Source organism: Croceitalea dokdonensis DOKDO 023, from assembly GCF_001306415.1.
In the GTDB taxonomy this organism is placed as follows: domain Bacteria; phylum Bacteroidota; class Bacteroidia; order Flavobacteriales; family Flavobacteriaceae; genus Croceitalea; species Croceitalea dokdonensis.
In genome coordinates this window covers 1-20,531 of record NZ_LDJX01000005.1, presented here as the reverse complement: position 1 = coordinate 20,531, position 20,531 = coordinate 1, and the positions used below count along the sequence as shown (strand labels likewise).

Below are 20,531 nucleotides of genomic sequence, written 5' to 3'. Positions count from 1 at the left end.
TAAGCCCATTATATAACAAACGCTTGCTTTCCCAACCCATGGCCAAAAGGGACAATCCACCCAAAAATCCCCGTTTACCGTGTGTTGTGAAGCTTCAATTTCAAGTATCTTGCCATTGTATTAAGGAATAGTATGTAATTATTTGATTATGGTGCGCTTACTTCGTTTATCTTTTTTGGTGCTTTTTTTGGTCGCTGCGTGTAAAAACAAAGACTCCGGAACAACGGATACAGACAACCTTTTTACGTTTAAGGACTACATAAGCAACCATACACAGGGACAGCAAAGTATTGCTGCGCCCATAAAAATTTGGCTCGGCCAGCCCTTGGAACAGTATGAACTTACCCAAGAAATCCCATCGGAATATGTACAGCTAAACCCAAAGGTAGACGGAACACTGGTGGTGGAAAACGGCAACGCACTGGTTTTTCAACCCAATGAAAACCTAAGGCCAGATACCATATATGAGGTTACCCTGCTGCTGGACAAGCTGTACGAAGACGTGACGTCCGAATTTAAAAAATACACCTTTGCCTTTAAGACCATTGCCCCAAATTTTAAAATAGACTTGGGGGAATTACAATCCTACTCCAAGGAATGGCAATACCTTACTGGAACTTTGGAAGCTTCCGATATCCTAGACCCCTCCGCTGTCCAAGGCACCATCAGCGTCACCAATGGCCAGAAAACCATACCCGTTAAATGGAACCAAACAGATACAGCTTCCCGCTTCTTTAGCTTTAAAATTGATAGCATTCAGCGTTTCACCGATGATTCCTCCATTACCATTGCCTGGTCCGGCAAATCACTGCAAATTAAGAACGAGGGCTCAGAAGCGTATCCCATTCCCGGTCTCAACAAATTTGTTATCACAGATGTGAAAACGGCTACCGCGCCAAATGCCGCACTTTTACTAAATTTTTCCGAACCATTAAAAACAGACCAAAACCTAAACGGGCTGGTGGCTATTGAAAATGCGGAAGGCCTGCGGTACGAAATTGATGGAAACGTATTGCGCGTATATCCCACCAACCGGATTTTGGGGGAGGTACGCATCAATGCTTTTGAGGGCATCCAAAGTGCCTATGGCTTCCGATTAAAGGACACCTTTTCGGAGCGTGTTTCTTTTGAGCAATTAAAACCCCAAGTGCGCCTAATTTCCAAAGGAACCATTTTACCCAATGCGGCGACCACCCCTATTTATTTTGAAACCGTCAACCTTAAAGCCGTAGAAGTTAGGGTGATTCAGGTCTTTGAAAACAACATGCTGCAATTTCTACAGAACAACAGCCTTACACAAAACTATTACCCTGATCTGCGACCTGTTGGAAGAAGGGTGGCCTTTAAAGTGATACAACTGAGTAAGGGTGGCGAAGATAATGCCAGTTTTTGGAAGGCACACGCCCTGGATCTTTCAGAACTGATACAAGTGCATCCGGGTTCATTGTACCGCATAGAATTCAGCTTTAAAAAAGAACACACCGCTTATGACTGCGGTACGGGTACCGGGTCCGAAAACGCTGCGCTGGAAACGGTTGTCATGGCCCCAGCGGATACTTCTGCGGAGGAACGGTATTGGGACAATGAGATTTATTACTGGCGCAATTACAGTTACAATTGGGAGGAACAGGAAAATCCTTGCCATGAAGCTTACTACAATCCGGATCGGGTGGTCCATACCAACCTTTTGGGCAGTAACCTTGGGCTTATCATAAAAAAAGGAAACAACCGGTCCTACCACTTTGCAGCCACCAATTTATTAACGGCAAAACCAGAACCGGCCACCAAAATAAAACTATATAATTTTCAACAGCAATTGCTCGGCGAAGTGGTAACGGATGCGGCTGGTTTTGCGGTGTACGATGGAACGTCCAATGTTGCTTTTGCCGTTGCAGAAAAGGCCGCCAATTATGCCTATGCCAAACTGGCGGATGGCAACGCACTTTCCATGAGCACGTTTGATATTTCTGGAAATCAACTACAAAAAGGCCTTCAAGGCTTTACCTATTTGGAAAGAGGCGTTCACCGCCCTGGGGACACGGCGCATCTAACCTTTGTGCTGGATGATAAAAACAATCCACTACCCAAGGACCATCCCGTGGTCTTGGAGGTGACCGATGCCAGGGGAAAACTGGTACAACGCCACGTATTGGTCAAAGACCCAGTGAAGGTGGCAGAGGGGCTTTTTGCAAGAAAAGAGGGGAACTTCCACTACTTCCCCATTCCAACGGCAGCCGATGCGCCTACCGGAACATGGAACGCCACCATAAAAGTGGGTGGGGCATCCTTTGCCCAAAGCCTAAAAATAGCCACGGTAAAACCAAACCGACTAAAGGTGAATTTTAATTTTGACGATGAGATTCTAAGCACTCAAAAAAATGCTACGGGAAAGGTTAATGTGCAATGGTTACATGGCGCACCCGCCAGAAACCTAAAGGTGGATATCAATGCCAAACTACAATCCACGGCAACTGCTTTTAGCGGGTTTGATGCTTACCAGTTCCAGGACCCTATCCGCAGTTTTAACGAAACGGAACTCCAATTTTTAAATGCCACCCTGGACAATGCCGGTAAGTTGGAAATCGATAAAAAAATAGACGTCAACAGCAAGGCTCCAGGAATGTTAAAGGCCACTTTTACCACCAAAGTTTTTGAGGGTGGCGGTGATTTTTCCATTGATGTGTTTTCCAAAAACATTGCACCGTACCGTCACTTTGTGGGACTTAAATCTCCAGAGGCAAAGCAATATGGCAGTTTTTTAACGGATGAGGACACTCAATTTCAGGTGGTTTCCGTAGATCAAAACGGAAAACCCGCTGCCAATAGAACATTGGACATCAACATCTTTAAACTGGAATGGCGCTGGTGGTGGAACCGAGGCAGGGATAACCTATCCCGATATGAGAACACTACGGTACACAGACCCTACCAAGAAATGAGCCTAAAGACCAACGCCAACGGAAAGGGCAATTTTAAGGTAAACATCCCCGATGATGATGGCGGGCGTTATTTGATACGGGTCGTGGACCGGGTTTCTGGCCACGCCACGGGGCGTACTACCTATTTTTATAGGAATTGGTGGAGCAGGCCCAATTCCAACGATACGGAAAGCGCTAAAATATTGCTCTTTTCCGCGGACAAGGAACAATACCAAACCGGCGAGCAGGCCAGTATCCGCTTTCCGTCCGATGCCGGTGGCCGTGCGCTCATCAGTGTTGAAAATGGGACGGAGGTACTTTCACAACAATGGGTGGAAACAACCGCTAAGGAAACCCGTGCCGTGATACCCATCACGGAAGGGATGGCCCCCAATATTTACGTGAACATTTCCTTATTGCAACCTCACGGTACCGTTAAAAATGACCTTCCCATAAGACTGTACGGTGTGGTGCCGTTGTTGGTAGAAAATAAAGCCACCCGCTTACTGCCCAAACTGGACCTGCCCAAGGTCTTAAAGCCTGATATGCCCTACACGGTAACCGTATCGGAGGGCAACAAAAAAGCAATGACCTATACCCTGGCGGTAGTGGATGAGGGCCTATTGGACCTTACCCGCTTTACCACCCCGGATATCCACAGCTCTTTTTATGCAAGGCAAGCGCTAGGTGTAAAGACCTTTGATATTTTTGATGATGTGATGGGTGCCTATTCCGTAAGCGTAGATCATGTTTATGCCATTGGCGGCGGCGGTATTGCAGATGGGGCCAAAAACCGAAAGGCCCAACGTTTTAAGCCCGTGGTCACCTACTTAGGCCCATTTACCCTAAAACCAGGGGAAAAGGCCAAACATACGCTAGACATGCCCAATTATGTAGGTTCCGTGCGCACCATGCTCATTGCCGGAAATGATAAGAGTGCGTATGGAAAAACTGAGGAAACCACCCCCGTACGCAAACCCTTGATGGTACTCACCTCGCTACCTAGAAAATTATCCCCCGGAGAAACAGTGACCATTCCCGTAACCGTGTTCGCCATGGAAAAAAAGGTAAAAGATGTCATGGTTTCCATCAAGGCGGATAAGGCCTTGGTACCATTGGAGGGCACTTCCAAATCCATTAGGTTTGATGCCGTGGGGGAACAGATCGTGAACTTTAGTTTTAAAGTGAATCCGGCCTCTACGTTCCAAACCATTGAAGTTTCGGCCATCGGTGCAGGCGAAAAGGCCAGTGACCAATTGGAAATTGATGTAGTAAACCCCAATCCAATCACCACAAAAAGCAGCTTAGTGACGTTAGCGGGAAGTGAAAACCAAACCATAACCTTCCAACCCTTTGGCACCTCTGGCACCAACACCGCACAAATTGAGTTTTCTACCCTACCGCCCATGGATTTTAGTAAGCGGATGCAGTACCTGTTGCAATATCCCCATGGATGTGTGGAACAGACCACCTCGGCAGCTTTTCCGCAGCTCTTTATTGCGGATGTATTGGACCTCACCTTTGAGAAGAAAAAAGAAGCGGAGAACAATGTTAAAAAGGCCATCAATAGGCTCAACGATTTCCAGCTGCCAAGTGGTGGCCTAGGCTATTGGCCCGGAGCCGGCAATGCAGACGATTGGGGCACCTCCTATGCAGGGCATTTTCTATTGGAGGCCAAACAGAAAGGATATCAATTGCCTTTGACATTTTTGAACAATTGGTTGCGCTATCAAAAGACGCAAGCAAGGCAATGGCGCAGCAAGCAGCTGAACTACAACACGGACTTGGTTCAGGCATATCGCTTATATACCTTGGCGCTTGCGCAACAGCCAGAATTGGCGGCCATGAACCGCATGCGTGAAATGGGCAACCTGGCCAACGAGGCAAAATTACGATTGGCCGCGGCATACGCCCTAGTGGGCAAAAGGGAGGTTGCCCAATCACTCCTCCAAACATCCAACATGGATATCCAACCCAACCCTTATGACTACCGCACCTATGGGTCCGTATTCAGAAATAGGGGCATGGCCTTGGAGACCCTGGTACTGCTGGAAGATGCAAAACAACGGGAATTGGCGGTATCATTGGCCAAGGACCTATCTTCCCAAAACTGGTACAGCACCCAAGAAACAGCGTATGCCCTTTTGGGCCTAGCTAAGATGGTGGCCAAAAATGGAGGTAAGGCATTAGACCTCAGCTACACACAAAATGGTAAGACGGTGACCGTAAAAACAGATAGGGCCATTGCACTAAGAACTTTGGTTATAAGCGGGATGGAGAACGAGATACAACTAAAAAATACCTTAGGGAACACGGTTTACGCCACCCTGACCCAAAGTGGCAAATTGCCAGTGGGCCAAGAACTTACCCAGCAACAGAAGTTACGGTTAAAAGTGACCTATACCAATGCCTTGGGCAATCCTATGGACGTAGGCAGCGTAAGACAGGGTACGGAACTGCAAGCCAACATAACGGTATACAATACCACCGCGGACGCCATGGATAATCTAGCGCTTACACAGATTGTTCCCAGTGGTTGGGAAATAGTGGATACCTCGTATATCAACACGGGTGAAAACATGGGCCAACAGCTAGATTATACGGACAACCGTGACGATCGTACCCACTTCTACTTTAGTTTGGGCCGTAAACAGGCGAAAACATTTACCGTAAAATTAAATACCTCTTATCTGGGCGATTATTATTTACCAGGAAGTCAAATAGAAGCGATGTATGACCCTACCAGTTATGCCAGAACCAAAGGACAATGGGTGAAAGTGGTTCCCTAAAAAGATCACTTCTTTAAAAACGTAAAACATGAAACGCATATTACTCTTATTCTGGTTGATGGGCCTAGCGTGCACGGACCAGAAAAAACCTAAAATTGTGCATGGCACGGATGGCTCAAAGACCATGGACGTGGCAATAAAGGACACCACTAGCATTAGGATGATGGATTTTCCCATCCATATAGACAGCACCAACTACCTTTTACACCCAGTAGGCGATTTTGTGCTCAAGGACGGCCGCAACAAAGTACTCTTTTCCTCTAGGTGGTATGAACAGGCCAATTATAATGTTGCCCGTACCGATGGCACCTACATTGCTGGAAACCTGAGCAATATTTTGTTTCAAACCTTGGATTCCAATGGCATTGCCCCCTTGACCAAAAAAGACATGAACATCCAATACCTCACTTTTTTAAGGGATATTTACAAACAGTTGAACAAATCCTATCTGCTCTACGAAATTAATGATAGGGACACCAACCAAGATGGCAGTATTGACAATAATGACGTAAGTGCGCTCTACCTAAGTAAACTGGACGGCAGCAACTTTACCAAACTAACGGCTGAGGGGCATGAACTGTTGGATTGGAAATTGGTAAGTACGGCAAACAGATTGTACTACAAGACTATTGAAGATACCGATAGGGACGGGGATTTTGACAAAAAAGACCGTTTTCATTACTATTTCATCAACTTTTATGACCCTCAGTTAAAGTCCTTCCCTTATCAACCGCTCTAAATTCATTAGCACCCTTAAGAACCACAAAATCAAACTTGTATTGGTGGTTTTATTGCTGCTGGGCTGGCTTTTTTGTTTGCCAAGCACACTCTTTAACGCCCCAACCTCAACCGTGATAAAAGCGAGCAACGGTAGTTTGATCGGGGCACGTATTGCCAAGGACGGGCAATGGCGTTTTCCAACCTTGGATTCCGTGCCGCACAGGTTTAAAACAGCGGTTTTACTTTTTGAGGACGAATACTTTTATACGCATCCCGGCTTTAACCCCATTTCCATTGTCAAGGCGATGCACCACAACCTCACCAAAAACAACCGTAGGGGCGGCAGCACCATTACCCAGCAGGTAATCCGTTTAAGCCGGGGCCAGCAAAGCCGAACCTATCTTGAAAAGGTGAAGGAATTGATCATGGCCACCCGGCTGGAATGGCGGTATTCCAAAGATGATATTTTAAACCTTTACGCCACACACACCCCTTATGGCGGCAACGTAGTGGGCTTGGAAACAGCTTCTTGGCGTTATTTTGGACTTTCCGCAGCAGAATTAAGCTGGGGACAGGCAGCTACCTTGGCCGTGCTGCCCAATGCACCATCTCTGATCTTTCCCGGAAAAAATGAAAATGTCCTCCTTAAAAAAAGAAATCGGCTATTAAAAAAACTACGGGATAAAGGCCATATAGACCAGACTACGTATGAACTGGCGCTTATGGAGCCATTGCCCCAAAAACCGCTTGCCTTACCTAATAACGCTCCGCATTTAACGGAGCGCATCCGCAAGGAACATCCCGGTAAAGCAGTGACCACTACCCTTGATGTAACCCTACAACGGCACTGTAACCAAGTGGCAAGCCACCACTACCACCGCCTTAAAAACAATGAAATACACAACCTTGCCATTTTAGTGTTGGATGTGGAGACACGGAATGTACTGGCCTATGTGGGCAACTCTCCCTCTGGCAGCGAAGACAGTAATTTTGTGGACGTAATTGGCAAAAACCGGAGTACGGGAAGCATCTTAAAACCACTGCTTTTTGCCTCTTTGCTAGATGCCGGCACCATTTTACCCAATGCCCTGGTCAAAGATATACCCACCGTCATCAATGGGTACAACCCTAAAAATTTCAATAAAAAATATGCGGGCGCCGTGCCTGCCAGCCGCGCTTTATCTAGGTCTTTAAACGTGCCTGCCGTTAGGTTGCTCCGGGAATACGGACTTCAAAAGTTCTACAATGGATTAAAGGAAATGAAGATTTCTTCCTTGGAGAAACCTGCTAACCATTACGGTTTGCCCTTGATCCTTGGCGGTGCGGAAAGCTCCCTTTGGGAAATGACGCAGACCTATGCCAACCTAGCATCTACCTTAAACCACTTTACCGCCAATTCCAGCACCTATAGATCACAGGAATTTCAATCCCCTAATTATGAGGCCAACAAACACTTGGATTTTGGGGAGTCCCAATTTGAAGCAAACCACTTGAACGCAGGTGCCATTTACCATACCTTCAAGGCCATGCGGGAGGTAAACCGGCCAGAAGGGGAAGAAAACTGGCAGTTCTTTGAAGATTCGCAGCCCTTGGCCTGGAAAACAGGAACCAGTTTTGGGTTTAAGGACGCCTGGGCCATTGGAGTCACCCCAAGATTTGCCATTGGGGTATGGGTGGGAAATGCGGACGGGGAAGGCAGACCAGGGCTAACGGGCATTACCGCTGCGGCCCCGGTGTTATTTGATGTCTTGAACCACCTGCCCTACAGCGGCTGGTTCCAAGAGCCCCTAGATGATTTTACCTCGCTGGCCGTCTGCACCAAAAGCGGTCTATTGGCCAGTGTTTATTGTGAAAAAAGCAGTGCGGTTTTAGTTCCCAAAAACGGAGCCAAAAGTAAGCCTTGTCCTTACCACAAGGTTATTTCCTTGGATGCCACGGCCAGCTTCCAGGTCAACGCTTCTTGTTATCCCCTTGCAGAAATTCAACAGAAGAACTGGTTCATCTTACCCTCTGAAATTGCCTATTACTATCAAGAGGCCAACCCAGACTATCTTTCACCACCTCCCTATCAATTGGGTTGCAGTGCAGAAGAAAGAAACATCATGACTTTTCTATACCCTAAGAAAAATGAGGATATTATTTTACCCAAGGACTTAGGAGACCAACCGTATGAGGTGGTTTTTAAATTGGCCCACCAACAAGGCAACAGCACCGTATTTTGGTATTTGGACGATGCTTTTATTGGGCGCACCAAAGATATCCATGAATTGGTTTTTCCCATTTCAAGCGGTGATTATATGCTTACGGCAGTGGATGAAGCTGGGCATACCATAAGCCGGCAAGTTGGCATTCAAAAGGCCTCTAGAGCCTATTAATACGTGGTAATATCAAGGTATTTGGCTTTGGTTACGTCCTGGAGTATGGCTCTGGGTTTGTCTGCGTTGATTTTAATTTTGACACTGACCATAGCAATTCTGATTGTATTCTGGCTTGCCCCAAGCACAGTCGAGAGGCAGTAGAATGCGCCTTAATTCCGATGCTACATTCTTGGCAAGATTTTCTTTTTTTTGAAGAGCAATGGAATCCAACAAACAATCAATATCAATAGTGCACCAATTCCGTAGCTTAATCCCCAAAACCATCGCATTGCTCGTTGTCCACCCTGAAATGATTCTCTTTCGGTAAAAGAAAATGAAAGATTGCCAGCAAGCAAATATGAGATCGGAACCCAAAGAATTCCAAGCAGGATAATCAATTTCAGGATTCCAGAAAGAATTTTATTCAGTTTGCTCCATGGCTTTCTTACCGCTTTTAAACCCAATATACGGTTAAGGGTAATGAGATCATTCCAATCCAAGTTATGAGAATTCTTAGAGGGATTAATTTGTTGTTATCTAGGGCTATTGTAAGCAAAGAGGAAGCAGTAATCAAAAGTAAAATTGCACCACTGGTAAAAACCAAAAAGTTAAAAAATAAATCTTTCTATTGTTCATTTTTGTAATTGTTGGAAACGACTCGGCTAAGCGCAAGACTAGAAGAAGCAAACTATTAGTTTCTGCCTGCTTGCTGGTAGGCAAGTCTGGGTAATAAACCAAATCCAAAAACATAGCAACTTTATAAATATACAAAGCCCTTTAGATTTTTCCCCAAAGTGCATATAGGATTTGGGGATGGTAGGGCCTACTTAACGCGCAACATCTTCCCATTTTATTCTTTACCAAAATTTGGGGTTATTGGATACATTACAATTAGAATGAAAAACACCTCAATCTCATTAGAAAATTATTCTGAGCAGTTTGTGCAAAGTCACGTTTTTGTTAGAAGATACAAAAATGTGAGCGAAGTAATCTGAGTGAGGCTTCATCTTTTGGAAATGGGATGAAAATAGAGCGGATCACTATTATGATATGCCTCTTGATATTTGCCAAGATATAGCTGAAAATACAGAACTGGTAAAAACTAGGACGGAATAAAAACTTACCTTTTTTCTTAAACGGGCCTTTTCTTTTGCATAAATGATAATCGCATTGAAAATCGGCTGGATTTTAACTTGTTCTACAAATTTGTCTATTAGTTTAAATTTTATTCGGGTCAGCGCTATTTTCTGCGCCATATGCCAATACTACGGATGTGAATTCCGAAATAGCATAATTTTCTAAATCTGTATCTGCTATCATATCCATAAGGTTGAATTGTACTCTGATACATGAATACATATATGGGTTTCCAAGAGGTATTTGATTACCTACTTGCGATATGAATTTTTTAAATACGGGAATTCCTCACCGCATTTTTTGTTATACATTTTTACTACCAGTTTGTGTATATTTTTTGTTACGGAATAGTACGCGAGTATCATGCCACCTTAACCATTACTTTAGCAAATAGTCTAGAAATTCGGATAGGAAATTCTGCCGCAAGGAACTATAGCAAGGGTTATCATTAGTGCTTTCCCGCAATGCTATGCCGTTTCTGTTTTTAGTCTACGAAAGTCTCATGAATAATATCCTTACATTTTTGAATCTCGGATTTTGTTAATTGGTTGAACGTTTTTAGTATCCTTGATTTATCAATTGTCCGAATCTGGTCGATTGCAACCATACCTTTCTTGGCACTATGTTGCACCTGAATTCGAGTCGGGTATTTTTTCAGGTTCGTTGTCATTGGTGCAACAACGATTGTATTCAAATACTTGTTGATTTCATTAGGCGATAAAATTACACAAGGACGTGTTTTCTTGATTTCACTGCCAATTGTAGGGTCTAGATTTACGAGAACAATGGAATATTGTTTTAATTCCATTCCTCAAAATTCTCGTCTTCGAATACATCGTTGAACAATAAACGGTCGTCATTGTTTTCCCGCATTTTTTCAAATGCTTTGTCCCAATTTTTTCTGGGACTATCGATTGGTTTCAGGATTATTTGTCCCTTTTCCAAAATCATTTCCACTTTGTCCTTGATATTATACTTTTCCAATATTGTTTTGCTTAAACGCAAGCCTTTGGAATTTCCGATTTTAATTATTGCTGTTTCCATAGCTTTATTTATGTACATACAAAGTTATTACATTTTGTTGAATACGCAAATTTTTCTAGTATTAGTGGTAACAGCTTAACCAACCTAAGATGACAAATATTAATCCCATTGTTAGTGAGCTTTGACAAAAAATTAGGAGTTCTTCCTTAACACAGGTATTACTTCTTACGCATAAAAACCGTCATGGGCACGCCAGTGAAATCAAACTCCTTACGCAACTGGTTTTCTAAAAAGCGTTTGTAGGGTTCGCGTACGTACTGTGGTAGGTTACAGAAAAACGCAAACTGCGGATAGGGCGTTGGCAGCTGGGTACAAAACTTAATTTTTACATATTTGCCCTTATATCCCGGGGGTGGCCTATTTTCTATAATGGGCAGCATAATATCGTTAAGCTTTCTGGTCACAATTTTCTTGGAACGGTTCTTACAGACTTCAACCGCGGTTTCAATGGCCTTAAAGATGCGTTGCTTGTTCAATACGGAAATAAAGAGAATGGGGACGTCCACAAAGGGCTCCATGGCCTCACGGATACGCTTTTCATAGTCGCGGACGGAGTTTGTCTCTTTCTCCACCAAATCCCATTTGTTCACCAAAATAACGATGCCCTTATGGTTGCGCTGCGCCAGCCAGAAGATGTTCTGTACCTGGCCATCAAACCCGCGGGTGGCATCCAACAGTAAGATACAAACGTCACAGTGCTCAATGGCCCTTACCGATCGCATGACGGAATAGAACTCCAAATCTTCCTTAACCTTGGCCTTACGGCGTATACCGGCGGTATCCACAAGGTTAAACTCAAACCCAAAACGGTTGTATTTGGTATCTATACTATCCCTAGTGGTCCCGGCAATATCCGTAACAATGTAGCGCTCCTCCCCAATAAGGGCGTTTATAAAAGAAGATTTTCCTGCATTGGGCCTGCCCACAACGGCAAAACGCGGCAGGTCATCATCCGTATCCTGTGCCTCTGGCAACACTTCTACCAAGGCATCCAGCAGCTCACCCGTTCCACTGCCGTTGATGCTGGACAGCGTATAATATTCTCCCAATCCCAGGGCATAAAACTCTACGGCATCTGCTTCGCGTTGTGCATTATCCACCTTATTGATGGCCAAGAAAACCGGTTTATCCACACGGCGAAGCAATTTGGCCACATCTTCATCCATTCCCGTAACGCCAGACTCCACATCAACCATAAAAATGATGGCATCTGCCTCATCTATGGCCAATTCTACCTGTTTATCTATTTCCTTTTCAAAAACATCATCACTGCCAAGTACATAGCCTCCGGTATCTATCAAGGAAAATTCTTTTCCGTTCCAATCGCTTTTCCCATAATGGCGGTCCCGGGTAACACCGCTTACCGCATCCACAATGGCTTCCCTTCTTTGGATAAGGCGATTAAAAAAGGTGGATTTCCCCACGTTTGGCCGTCCCACAATGGCAACAATAGCACCCATGCACTTAGATTTTTGGCAAAAGTACGGTTTATTTTGACCAAAAAGTTGTTACCTTTTTACGGCCTAACAAAATAATAATGAGCGAACTCGTCAACGAAATCATCCTAAGGCCACGCTTTGAAATTCGTCTTTACAACAGCCCGGATATTATACAACAAGCATTTGACGTAACCCCAAAACCACCCTTCTTGCTCAAACGTATTGATGAGCATATCTACATAAGGTTCAACAAGGCCGAGACTACCTTTTGGTCTCCCCAACTGCATTTGGAGATCAGTTCTTTTAGCGAGGGAAAAAGCACCATACACGGGGTATTTGGACCCAACCCTGCATTATGGACCTTTTTTATGTTCCTTCATTTTGGGGTGGCCACATTGTTCCTGATCTTGGGAGTCTTTGCCTACTCCAAGCACTCCTTGGGGCATGAGGTTACCCCTTGGCTGTTGGGCATGGGATTCTTGGTGATGGTCTGGTTTGCACTTTATGCCTTTGGCAGGCTTGGGAAATCCAAAGGAAAGCCCCAAATGCAACAGCTTAGAAAATACGCAGATGAGCTGTTTATTGCCATACAGCAAAAGTATGGCACCTGATCATTGGTTGTACCCAAAACGTTTTAACTGGTTGGTATTGCTGCGCCAGTTCTTGTTCACTTTTACAAAGAGCTCTATATGTACCTGTTTGTCAAAAAACTTTTCCAGGTCTTTTCTGGCGGCCACCCCCACCCTTTTTAAAGCGGCACCTTTATGGCCTATAACAATGCCCTTTTGGGTATCCCGCTCTACCATGATCACGGATCGTATCCTTATCATGGTGTCATCTTCAAAAAACTCTTCCGTTTCCACTTCTACGGCATATGGAATCTCTTTTTTATAGTTCAGCAAGATTTTCTCCCTTATGGTCTCATTCACAAAAAAACGTTCTGGCTTATCCGTTAACTGGTCTTTTGGGTAATAGGGAGGCGCTTCTGGCAATAATTCCAAAATCCGGGCAAAGACTTCTTTGACGTTAAAATTTCTTAGTGCAGAAATGGGGTGTATTTCCGCGGCAGGCAGTAATCCCTGCCAGTGCTGCACCTGCTTTTCCAGCACTTCTTGGGCAGAGGTGTCTATCTTGTTCAACAATACCAATACAGGCATTTTGCTATGCTTTATTTTTTCAAAAAAGGCTTCGTCCTTTAAGGCCTTTTCTCCAATTTCTACCATGTAAAGGAGTACATCCGCATCCTCAAAAGCGGTCTTCACAAAATCCATCATGGCATTTTGCATCTCATAGGCGGGTTTTATGATGCCCGGGGTATCGGACAAAATCACCTGAAAATCATCACCATTGACAATACCCAAAATCCGGTGCCTTGTGGTTTGGGCCTTAGAGGTGATAATGGACAGTTTTTCACCCACAAAAGCGTTCATTAGGGTAGATTTCCCCACATTGGGATTTCCTATGATGTTCACAAAACCTGCTCTATGTTTTTGCATTCCCTAATTTTTGAAAGTAGACCTTGGCGGCACTGTTTACCTTTGGCGCCAGTAAAAGTACGGCAATCATATTTGGAATTACCATTAACGCATAAGAGAGGTCTATGAGGTTTTTGACCAACTCTAGCGAAGCAATGGCCGCAAAGATGATCATGACCACAAAATACACGTTATACCATTTACCTATTTTGGCATTGGTGAGGTAAGACAAACTTTTTACGCCGTAATAGGAATAGGTAAACAGGGTAGACAAGGCAAAGGCAGAAACAATGACCATTAACAACACACCGCCCCAACTGCCCAAGGCGGTATTAAAGGCATTTAGGGTCATGACAATACCACTTCCTTCCTGCAGATAGGCCCCGCTGAGTATAAGCACCACCGCGGTACAGGTACAGACCAAAATAGTATCTATAAAAGGGCCCAACATGGCCACAAGCCCTTCTCTGATAGGTTCATTGGTTCTAGACTGTCCGTGGTACATGGGTGCCGAGCCCAGCCCGGCCTCATTGGAAAACATGGCCCTTCTCACCCCAATGATCACCAGTCCCCAAAAGCCTCCGGTAACGGCTGTTTTGGTGTTAAAGGCCTCTGTTATGATCAATTTTAAGGATGGTAGCACCTGTGAGGCATTCAATACCATTACCGCAATGACCGCCACCAGATAGACCATGACCATAAAGGGCACTATGGCCGTGGCTACTTTGGCTATATTCTTTAATCCGCCAAAAATCACGAAGGAGGAAACAAGGGCCAACACCAGCCCAATAGTGAGCTTCCAATTAAAAAGTGGGTCGGTTGCCGTGCCTCCCAAAGCCAACAAACGTTCTTCTGGCCTAACCACGCTCATAAAGGTTTCCGTGAACTGATTGGCGGTGAACACCCCTAAAAACCCAAACAGCCCGGCAATACTAAAAAAGATGGCCAGCGGTTTGGCCTTTTGGCCCAATCCTTTGGTGATATAGTACATGGGGCCGCCTTGCAGATTACCGTTGGAATCTTGGCCCCTGAACATAATGGAGAGGCTACAAGAATAAAATTTGATGCACATGCCAATGAGGGCCGTCATCCAAATCCAGAAAACAACCCCCGGGCCACCGTCATGAATGGCAATGGCCACACCGGAAATATTTCCCAAGCCCACCGTTGCGGCCACAGCGGCAGATAAGGCCTGGAGTGAACTAACTTCCCCTTTGGCGGTAACATCATCATATTTGCCCCGGGCTATGGCCACGGCGTGACCAAAATACCGATAGGGTAGACCTTTGGAAAATAGGACCAAAAATAAGCCACCCCCTATCAACAAGAGAAACATGGGCCATTCTGTGCCCGAAATGGCCTTTAGCAAAATATCGTTGAACTCTTTCATGGTTCCGAAGGTAGTTATTTACGCCAAAAATCTTAAAGCCTGTTAAAGAATCTGCCAATTACCGCACTAATTATGGCAAGTATTTTGATTTAAGGAAAAAACAGTTGTATATTTGACGCCCGTTACAAATAGTAGCGTTCTTCTCGTTGGTGTCATGTGTCGATGTTTTTAAAACAAGTGAGAAGAAACCCATATCGCGGGATAGAGCAGTAGGTAGCTCGTCGGGCTCATAACCCGAAGGTCACTGGTTCGAGTCCAGTTCCCGCTACTAGCAAAAACAAGCCTTTCAGGAAACTGGAAGGCTTTTTTTATGATTTGTAGACCCACTTGCCCTTTTTAACGTGCCCCAATCGCTACGATGTAAGCTTTATTTTGTTTAGGGGGTGGACATATAGTCCTGCCAGGTGACCAAGACGTATTTGTCCTTTGCATGGATCCGTTTTTTTAGAAAACCATATTCATACACAAATAAGTAGACCTCCCCTTTTTTATTTTTCCAGTAATGCGTGAAAAATTTGGGGTTGAAGCCTTCTGATGCCAAAGTGGAGGCCCTTAGGGTGGTAAAACCCGCTTTATTGTGTTTGCGCAATATTTTTCTGTTGGTGCGGAGTTGCCTGTCTACCTTAAAATAGAAAGCCTCTTTTTGCTGTCTTTGCTCATATTGGTCTATGGATTTGCATTTGATGGAGCAAAATATCTTATCCGTGCGGCCGGTCACCACGGCATTGCAAATGGGGCAATTTTTTTTGGACATAATTAGCAGTATATTATACGCATAATATACCATTTAAATTCCATTTCTTGCTTAGGATTGCACAATGGATTCCATAAAATCTATCACCCTATACCATTTAATGATTAAAGGGGAAAAATTCATCGGCATTAAATTTGCCCCAGACCGGCTCATCCAAAGCTTGGTCAAGGGACTTCCCAACCCTAAATGGAGCCACCGCTACAACATGGCATACATTCCACATAACAAAGCCAACCTGGGCATAATCTTCAACACCTTTAAAGGGGTGGTCTATATCAACTATAACCGTTTTTTGACCAATAGGGCCATAAAAAGGAGCAATACGGTGGTGGATGTTGCCTGGTTAAGGAACAGAAAGCCCATACCCGGCCATAGATTTTGTCCGGAGGAATACTTACTAAAGCTAGAATTAAAAAGGTATGCCCGCAGTACGGTTAAAACCTATGTCCACTGTTTTGAAATGTTCCTTAACCACTACAAAACCAAGGAACCAAACAGTCTTAACGAGAGTGATGTACGGGCCTTTTTGCAAACGCTTATCAACAAAAACGCTTCCAACTCCTACCTGAACCAAACGATCAACGCCATTAAATTTTACTACGAGGTGGTGTTGGGCATGCCCAACCGTCTCTACGCCATAGAGCGGCCCAGAAAAGAGCGCAAACTGCCCACGGTGATCTCCAAAGAAGAGGTATTGTCCATGATTGCCCATACCAACAATATTAAGCATAGGTGTATTGTACAATTGCTGTATAGCTCCGGTCTAAGACGTAGCGAGCTGTTAAACCTAAAGCCGCAGGACATAGACGGCCAACGTATGTTGATACACATAAAAAATGCAAAAGGCAACAAGGATAGGCTTACCTTACTATCCAAAACCGCTTTAACGGACCTTAGAAAGTACTATGTGATGCATAGGCCCAAAACCTATTTATTTGAGGGCCGGAAAGGAACTAAATACAGTGGCGAAAGCGTTCTGAGCATTGTAAGGGCCGCAGCAAGAAAAGCCCATATACGAACCAGGGTAACACCCCATGTACTGCGCCATAGCTTTGCGACCCATTTGTTGGAATCCGGGGCCGATCTTAGGCAAATACAAGTACTTTTGGGGCATGGTTCCAGTAAAACAACTGAAATTTACACCCATGTGGCCACTAATACTTTTAAATGCATTAAAAATCCTTTAGATTAGTGTGCACAAAATAGATATAAACGTAATAAACTACGTTTATACAACTGTTGCCATACATATCGAGCAGGTAAAATAAAGTAGGGAATTGCGCTACGTGGACGCTCAAAACAGGTACGCAAACGGACTCGAAAATTGGCGAGTGGACGGTGCCCAAGCAGTGCGCAACTGTTATGGGAAAACCTTCCAATCTGTGCGGAGCAGCTACGCAAGCACTACGCGGACTTCCCCCTCCCGGGGTGGAAGGGCGCAAGCAACGGCGCATAAAAAATACGTGTGGCAACAAAAGCTAAACGTAATGCGGGGGTTGGGGGCAAAACCCAAAGGTCTGTGTATATTTATGGGGTCGCTAAACCTTTGGGATTTAGCTTTGAAGAAAAAAATAAACCTAAACCAAAAGCTTCAGCTCAGGGCCGGGGCGCAGCAGTCATCGCATACTTGCCCCCGCACTACGTTTAGCTGAACCGTTATCTTTAATGCTGACCAAAATATAAAAGTTTCTATATAATTCAACTTTTTTATTTATATTTGTCTTATAAATGGGCACATAAACAGAATGGAAAAAAGGTTTGAAGTCGTTTTTCTTGAGCAGGCTATTGACTTTATGTCAAAGGTCGACAAGAAAGCAAAAGCAAAGATTTACTATAATCTGGACAAGGCAAAACTTGGACTTGACCCAAAATTGTTCAAGAAACTGACGGACGACATTTGGGAATTCAGGACAAAATACGCAGGACTTCAATACCGACTTTTCGCATTCTGGGATAGGACGGGCAAAACCGAAACGCTTGTGATTTTAACGCACGGAATGGTTAAAAAAACGGACAAGGTTCCAAAAGCTGAAATCGAGAAAGCAAAACAGATTCGAACGGAATATTTCGAGCAATAAAAACAAAGGTTATGGCAACAAAAAAGAAAAAGATGAAAATGATGACCCTTGACCAAATGAAGGACAAGGACATCGGGAAAATTGGAACAGCGGATAGGGACAAGTATGAATTCGATTTGCGAATGGAGGTCTTGGGCGAAATGATTAAGTCCGTGCGAAAAGAACGGAAATTGACCCAAGAACAACTTGGTGAATTGATTGGAGTTCAAAAGTCACAGATTTCTAAACTGGAGCGAAGCGCAAAAAACGTAACGATTGAAACTATTTTAAAAGTGTTTAACGCACTAAAGGCGAATATAAAGTTCAGTGTACAAATGAATGACTCGGAATTCAAGGTTGCGTAAAAAGCACTAAAGATAACAATGGCTATAGCAAATAGGGCGGTAAGTGCTGAAACGATTAGCTTGGGCGTGTTTGCGAAGTCCGCCAAATCTTTTGATTTGGCTTTTAGAATAGATAAAATAAAAACAAAATGCAAAAGCTTTGGCTACGGGTTTGGCGGAAAGATAAGTGCTTATCATCTGCCCTACTTGCCATAGCCGTGACCGTTGTGCATAATTTAACCCAAGAAACGTGAAAAAAATATTAATCTTGACTTTACTCTCATTTTTCGGTTGTAAAAACGAACCAATCTGTACTGTGAATGAAAATAACGCTGGAAAAGAAATCTATGATTTGGACGAGGCGACTTGTTTCATTGCATTAAAGCTGAATAAGAAAAAATCTGGCTTGAATTTGATTCGTGACGCTCTACTTGCGGAAATGAATTATATGGAGAAAACTGGACTGACTTCTGACAATCCAAATCCTGAAAGCGAATCTGAATCGAACGTAGAATTGGATATTAACAAAATGGTGGAATATGCTCTGAATGAGGAAAAAGTTGACCTGACTAAAGACGAATTAATCGAAATCTATGATACCGAAATTGAATATCTAATGTTCATCGGAGTCGCGGGAGAATAAAAAACTATGCACAACACCGTGTATAATTAATTGCTTGGTCACTGCCGACTTACGAAAATTCCGCTGGAATTTTCTATCTGTGATTTGTTTGCTAACTTTAAGGCTTAACCACGCAACTAACCATACACAAACACGTTAGGGTTAATTTAAAACAACATTTGAGAATTAAAATGAACAAGACATTTAGAATTTTAAAAAAGGTAATCTTATATACCTTTTCAATCCTTTTACTTCTTTCAGTTACAGGTTATGTTTACCTCTATGTACTTCCAAAAGGACCTGAAATAACGGAAATCAAAAAAATTGACAGCGGAATAGACTCTTTTGTTATCTACGCTTATAAAGATAGTAAGAGAAAATCGATTAAGGTATGGACTTATAAACCTGAAAGTTGGAATGATGAAGACAAAATAGTTTTCGTTATGCACGGTGGTGGTCGAAATGCAGATGACTATCTAAACGCTTGGATTGAATTAGCTGATGAAAATAACCTTTTAATATTGGCACCTGAATTCGAAAATAAGTTTTCAAAATACACAACTAACGACTATCAAGAGGGAAATCTATACACATTTTTTGGAACTAAGAACCCAAAAAGCGAATGGGCATATTCGGTGGTTGAAAACATATTTGACCATATTAAATCTGTTAACAATATTACAAACGAACAATACGACATTTTTGGACATTCTGCTGGTGGACAATTTGTGCATAGAATGGTAATGTTGATGCCAGAATCGAGAATTAGAACAGCTATCTCTGCTAATTCTGGATTTTACAGTTTGCCAAATGAGAAGCTTGAATTTCCGTATGGCATTCAAAATACAGGAATAGATTTGCAAAAATCTTATAATAAGAGATTGGTTATTCTATTGGGCGAATTAGATAATGACCCAAGTTTAGGAACTTTTAGAACAACTGAATTGGCAATGGAACAAGGGGCACATAGGCTGGAACGTGGAACAACCTTTTTTAATGCGAATAAGAAATTGAAAAACAAAAATAATTGGACATTTAATTGGGAAATAGACACTATAAAAAATGTAGGTCATGACTACAAAAGAATGTCTAAAAATGCAATTGAGTGGATAAAAAACTAACCCTAACAATGGCTATAAGTAATTGCTTGTTCTCGCCTACTTCTGAAAATCCTCGCGGATTTTCAGTTTGGTGTGTACTTGCAAAGTTAACCTCTAAACCACGCAACTACTCATAGCCCAGACCGTTGGGCACAATATTGAAAATGACCGTGCGAGTTCAATAACTTAACGCAACAAATCCAATTTTTAGATTTGTTGTATGAAGACAAAAAAGCACAAACGGTTGTCACTTGAGGAGCGTGTCATTATCCAGACACTTTTGGAAGAGAAAAAGACCAAATCCTTTATAGCAAAAAAGCTCGGTCGTTCACGTTCCACCATCACCAGGGAGGTCAACAAATGGGTGTCCGACCCTAACGATAAA

General features: G+C 43.4%; 18 protein-coding genes and 1 tRNA gene. 12 read left to right on the top strand and 7 right to left on the bottom strand.

Annotation, left to right across the window (positions count from 1 at the left end):
• Positions 1 to 148: 148 nt before the first annotated feature.
• Genes I595_RS10935 through pbpC form a run of 3 tightly spaced genes read left to right on the top strand, consistent with a single transcriptional unit; the run spans position 149 to position 8,802 of the window.
• Positions 149 to 5,707, top strand: coding sequence for an alpha-2-macroglobulin family protein (locus tag I595_RS10935; protein ID WP_054559478.1), 5,559 nt, complete (start codon positions 149 to 151; stop codon positions 5,705 to 5,707).
• A 28-nt stretch (positions 5,708 to 5,735) separates the two neighbouring features.
• The gene (locus tag I595_RS10930; RefSeq protein ID WP_054559477.1) at positions 5,736 to 6,446 is read left to right on the top strand and encodes a hypothetical protein; all 711 of its coding nucleotides are present in this window, start codon (positions 5,736 to 5,738) and stop codon (positions 6,444 to 6,446) included.
• 43 nt (positions 6,447 to 6,489) lie between these two features.
• Entirely contained in the window at positions 6,490 to 8,802 is a 2,313-nt protein-coding gene (gene pbpC / locus I595_RS10925) for a penicillin-binding protein 1C (protein ID WP_083467596.1), read from the top strand.
• A gap of 164 nt (positions 8,803 to 8,966) precedes the next feature.
• Here pbpC and I595_RS10920 read toward each other — a convergent pair whose 3' ends face one another.
• Positions 8,967 to 9,284: a hypothetical protein gene (locus I595_RS10920; protein WP_054559475.1), complete on the bottom strand. Its 318-nt coding sequence runs from the start codon at positions 9,282 to 9,284 to the stop codon at positions 8,967 to 8,969.
• Between the two features lie 396 nt (positions 9,285 to 9,680).
• On the opposite strand from I595_RS10920, the gene I595_RS17845 reads away from it, so the two are divergent.
• Complete coding sequence (locus tag I595_RS17845) at positions 9,681 to 9,779, top strand: type II toxin-antitoxin system ParD family antitoxin (RefSeq protein WP_417926339.1); 99 nt, start codon at positions 9,681 to 9,683, stop codon at positions 9,777 to 9,779.
• A 626-nt stretch (positions 9,780 to 10,405) separates the two neighbouring features.
• Here the strand turns inward: I595_RS17845 and I595_RS10905 are convergent.
• The 3 genes from I595_RS10905 to der all read right to left on the bottom strand — a co-directional run bounded on the left by I595_RS10905 (position 10,406) and on the right by der (position 12,425).
• Positions 10,406 to 10,729 (bottom strand): type II toxin-antitoxin system PemK/MazF family toxin, encoded by a 324-nt coding sequence (locus I595_RS10905; protein ID WP_054559472.1) that lies wholly within the window; start codon positions 10,727 to 10,729, stop codon positions 10,406 to 10,408.
• The gene (locus tag I595_RS10900; protein ID WP_054559793.1) at positions 10,720 to 10,965 is read right to left on the bottom strand and encodes an AbrB/MazE/SpoVT family DNA-binding domain-containing protein; all 246 of its coding nucleotides are present in this window, start codon (positions 10,963 to 10,965) and stop codon (positions 10,720 to 10,722) included. Before I595_RS10900 ends, I595_RS10905 begins: the two co-directional genes overlap by 10 nt.
• 158 nt (positions 10,966 to 11,123) lie before the next feature.
• On the bottom strand, positions 11,124 to 12,425 hold the full coding sequence (gene der / locus I595_RS10895; RefSeq protein ID WP_054559471.1) for a ribosome biogenesis GTPase Der: 1,302 nt from the start codon (positions 12,423 to 12,425) through the stop codon (positions 11,124 to 11,126).
• Between the two features lie 77 nt (positions 12,426 to 12,502).
• On the opposite strand from der, the gene I595_RS10890 reads away from it, so the two are divergent.
• Positions 12,503 to 13,015 (top strand): hypothetical protein, encoded by a 513-nt coding sequence (locus I595_RS10890; RefSeq protein ID WP_054559470.1) that lies wholly within the window; start codon positions 12,503 to 12,505, stop codon positions 13,013 to 13,015.
• Here I595_RS10890 and era read toward each other — a convergent pair whose 3' ends face one another.
• Both era and I595_RS10880 read right to left on the bottom strand, forming a co-directional pair.
• The gene (gene era, locus I595_RS10885) at positions 13,016 to 13,900 is read right to left on the bottom strand and encodes a GTPase Era (protein ID WP_054559469.1); all 885 of its coding nucleotides are present in this window, start codon (positions 13,898 to 13,900) and stop codon (positions 13,016 to 13,018) included. It lies immediately after the preceding gene.
• Positions 13,887 to 15,269 (bottom strand): alanine/glycine:cation symporter family protein, encoded by a 1,383-nt coding sequence (locus tag I595_RS10880; protein ID WP_054559468.1) that lies wholly within the window; start codon positions 15,267 to 15,269, stop codon positions 13,887 to 13,889. The genes era and I595_RS10880 overlap by 14 nt, the downstream gene beginning before the upstream one ends.
• A 195-nt stretch (positions 15,270 to 15,464) precedes the next feature.
• Between I595_RS10880 and I595_RS10875 the strand changes: the two genes are divergently transcribed.
• A tRNA-Met gene (locus I595_RS10875) sits at positions 15,465 to 15,537 on the top strand.
• Between the two features lie 108 nt (positions 15,538 to 15,645).
• Here the strand turns inward: I595_RS10875 and I595_RS10870 are convergent.
• Entirely contained in the window at positions 15,646 to 16,023 is a 378-nt protein-coding gene (locus I595_RS10870; RefSeq protein ID WP_172675939.1) for a hypothetical protein, read from the bottom strand.
• Between the two features lie 64 nt (positions 16,024 to 16,087).
• Between I595_RS10870 and xerA the strand changes: the two genes are divergently transcribed.
• From xerA to I595_RS17840, 6 genes are all read left to right on the top strand, one after another.
• Entirely contained in the window at positions 16,088 to 17,215 is a 1,128-nt protein-coding gene (gene xerA, locus I595_RS10865) for a site-specific tyrosine recombinase/integron integrase (protein ID WP_172675938.1), read from the top strand.
• Positions 17,216 to 17,768: 553 nt separating this feature from the next.
• The gene (locus tag I595_RS10860; RefSeq protein WP_054559467.1) at positions 17,769 to 18,101 is read left to right on the top strand and encodes a type II toxin-antitoxin system RelE/ParE family toxin; all 333 of its coding nucleotides are present in this window, start codon (positions 17,769 to 17,771) and stop codon (positions 18,099 to 18,101) included.
• Positions 18,102 to 18,112: 11 nt separating this feature from the next.
• Positions 18,113 to 18,445: a helix-turn-helix domain-containing protein gene (locus tag I595_RS10855; RefSeq protein ID WP_054559466.1), complete on the top strand. Its 333-nt coding sequence runs from the start codon at positions 18,113 to 18,115 to the stop codon at positions 18,443 to 18,445.
• A gap of 229 nt (positions 18,446 to 18,674) precedes the next feature.
• Complete coding sequence (locus I595_RS10850; RefSeq protein WP_054559465.1) at positions 18,675 to 19,067, top strand: hypothetical protein; 393 nt, start codon at positions 18,675 to 18,677, stop codon at positions 19,065 to 19,067.
• Positions 19,068 to 19,237: 170 nt separating this feature from the next.
• The gene (locus I595_RS10845; RefSeq protein ID WP_054559464.1) at positions 19,238 to 20,167 is read left to right on the top strand and encodes an alpha/beta hydrolase family protein; all 930 of its coding nucleotides are present in this window, start codon (positions 19,238 to 19,240) and stop codon (positions 20,165 to 20,167) included.
• A gap of 199 nt (positions 20,168 to 20,366) precedes the next feature.
• Positions 20,367 to 20,531 (top strand): helix-turn-helix domain-containing protein (locus I595_RS17840; protein ID WP_157449727.1); only part of this gene is annotated, 165 nt, incomplete at its 3' end.

Excerpts from the sequence above, each read along its gene's own strand:
- I595_RS10935 (WP_054559478.1), top strand. The coding sequence starts at position 149 with ATGGTGCGCTTACTTCGTTTATCTTTTTTGGTGCTTTTTTTGGTCGCT.
- I595_RS10930 (WP_054559477.1), top strand. The coding sequence starts at position 5,736 with ATGAAACGCATATTACTCTTATTCTGGTTGATGGGCCTAGCGTGCACG.
- I595_RS17845 (WP_417926339.1), top strand. The coding sequence starts at position 9,681 with ATGAAAAACACCTCAATCTCATTAGAAAATTATTCTGAGCAGTTTGTG.
- I595_RS10905 (WP_054559472.1), bottom strand. The coding sequence starts at position 10,729 with ATGGAATTAAAACAATATTCCATTGTTCTCGTAAATCTAGACCCTACA.
- I595_RS10900 (WP_054559793.1), bottom strand. The coding sequence starts at position 10,965 with ATGGAAACAGCAATAATTAAAATCGGAAATTCCAAAGGCTTGCGTTTA.
- der (WP_054559471.1), bottom strand. The coding sequence starts at position 12,425 with ATGGGTGCTATTGTTGCCATTGTGGGACGGCCAAACGTGGGGAAATCC.
- I595_RS10890 (WP_054559470.1), top strand. The coding sequence starts at position 12,503 with ATGAGCGAACTCGTCAACGAAATCATCCTAAGGCCACGCTTTGAAATT.
- era (WP_054559469.1), bottom strand. The coding sequence starts at position 13,900 with ATGCAAAAACATAGAGCAGGTTTTGTGAACATCATAGGAAATCCCAAT.
- I595_RS10880 (WP_054559468.1), bottom strand. The coding sequence starts at position 15,269 with ATGAAAGAGTTCAACGATATTTTGCTAAAGGCCATTTCGGGCACAGAA.
- I595_RS10870 (WP_172675939.1), bottom strand. The coding sequence starts at position 16,023 with ATGTCCAAAAAAAATTGCCCCATTTGCAATGCCGTGGTGACCGGCCGC.
- xerA (WP_172675938.1), top strand. The coding sequence starts at position 16,088 with ATGGATTCCATAAAATCTATCACCCTATACCATTTAATGATTAAAGGG.
- I595_RS10860 (WP_054559467.1), top strand. The coding sequence starts at position 17,769 with ATGGAAAAAAGGTTTGAAGTCGTTTTTCTTGAGCAGGCTATTGACTTT.
- I595_RS10855 (WP_054559466.1), top strand. The coding sequence starts at position 18,113 with ATGGCAACAAAAAAGAAAAAGATGAAAATGATGACCCTTGACCAAATG.
- I595_RS10845 (WP_054559464.1), top strand. The coding sequence starts at position 19,238 with ATGAACAAGACATTTAGAATTTTAAAAAAGGTAATCTTATATACCTTT.